At 59.6% G+C, this 1631-nt stretch carries 1 protein-coding gene; it reads left to right on the forward strand.

Going from position 1 to position 1631, the window contains the following annotated elements; genetic code table 11:
- Nucleotides 1–524: 524 nt before the first annotated feature.
- Nucleotides 525–1421, forward strand: a complete 897-nt coding sequence (locus tag DW49_RS0123290) for a PA4780 family RIO1-like protein kinase (RefSeq protein WP_005614468.1) — start codon at nucleotides 525–527, stop codon at nucleotides 1419–1421.
- The last annotated feature ends 210 nt before the right edge of the window (nucleotides 1422–1631 follow it).

Here is a 1631-nt window from a genome sequence, read left to right on the forward strand (position 1 = left end):
TGGCCAAACTGGATCGTGATGCGTTCTTCAATGCTGAGTTCATGATATGACATAGGTTCACCGTACCGGATTGGTCAGGTGTTGCGCTCAGTTTTTGCCGCCGCCCAGGGATATCAGCAGGGTACTGTGCCCGATGGCCGTCTGGCGACACAAGGCCGTAGGGTAAGTCAGCGCTACTGTCGTTTTGCGTTCTGCACTGGAACAGGGCGTAAGTGTAACCAATCCCGCGCGGGCGTGTAGTTGCTGGGTTGGGGAGATTGCCCGGTGGGTTTTCATGTTGCGGGCAAGTTGCGCCGGGCATTAACAAGACCTCAGGCGCTGTCTTTTTCTGCGGCTGTACATTTTGTCCCGGAATATCTTTCATCTGTTGTGCGGCACGAAAGGTGCTTTAAACCGGGGTGTTGCGCGGTTTTTGATTAAAAACCTTTCAATCCACAAGGCCCTACCCCTACTCGCTGGCGGAGGATTGCCGTATAACGGCAACAATCGCGTATCTGGCAACAAAGGACCCTTAATAAAAGCTGATGAAAACTCCTAAACGCATTGAACCCCTGATCGAAGACGGTCTGGTCGACGAGGTGCTGCGCCCGCTCATGAGTGGTAAAGAGGCAGCTGTTTATGTGGTGCGCTGTGGCAATGAGCTGCGGTGTGCCAAGGTTTACAAGGAGGCTAACAAACGCAGTTTCCGTCAGGCGGCCGAGTATCAGGAAGGTCGCAAGGTACGCAACAGCCGGCAGGCCCGGGCGATGGCCAAGGGCTCGAAGTTCGGGCGCAAGGAAACCGAAGACGCGTGGCAGAACGCCGAAGTGGCGGCACTGTTTCGTCTGGCCAGCGCTGGCGTTCGGGTGCCCAAGCCTTTCGACTTTCTCGAAGGCGTGCTGCTCATGGAACTGGTGGCTGACGAATATGGCGATGCCGCCCCGCGTCTGAACGACGTGGTGCTGGAGCCGGATCAGGCGCGCGAGTATCACGCGTTCCTGATCGAGCAGATCGTGCTGATGCTGTGTGCCGGTCTGGTGCACGGTGACCTGTCCGAGTTCAACGTGCTGCTGGCGCCGTCCGGCCCGGTGATCATCGACCTGCCGCAAGCGGTTGATGCGGGGGGCAACAACCACGCGTTCAGCATGCTGGAGCGCGACGTTGGCAACATGGCCCTGTACTTCGGCCGCTTTGCGCCGGAGCTCAGGAGCACCAGGTACGCCAAGGAAATGTGGTCGTACTACGAGGCCGGCACGCTGTCGCCCACCACGGTGCTGACCGGTGAGTTCGACGAGCCGGAGGACGAAGCCGATGTGGGCGGCGTACTGCGCGAGATCGAAGCCGCGCGTCTGGACGAAGCCCGCCGCCAGGCAGCCCGCGCCGCAGACGACGCACCCCCGAGCAAATCCACCGAAGAGCCACCGCCGCCGTGGCTGCAGTAGGGCCTGAACTGCGTTTCCTATGCTTTAGTGCTCAGCCTTATATGCAAACTTCATATGCAAACTTCGTGGGAGCGAGCTTGCTCGCGAAGAGGCCGGTAGAGCCTCTGATAATAGGGTGTTTGAACCAGCGTCTTCGTGAGCAATGCGGATCGCCGCCCCGGTCACACCCACGCCCTGCGGGCAGAAGCCCGCTCTGCGTCCGGTGCATCG

Source organism: Pseudomonas avellanae BPIC 631, from assembly GCF_000444135.1.
In the GTDB taxonomy this organism is placed as follows: domain Bacteria; phylum Pseudomonadota; class Gammaproteobacteria; order Pseudomonadales; family Pseudomonadaceae; genus Aquipseudomonas; species Aquipseudomonas avellanae.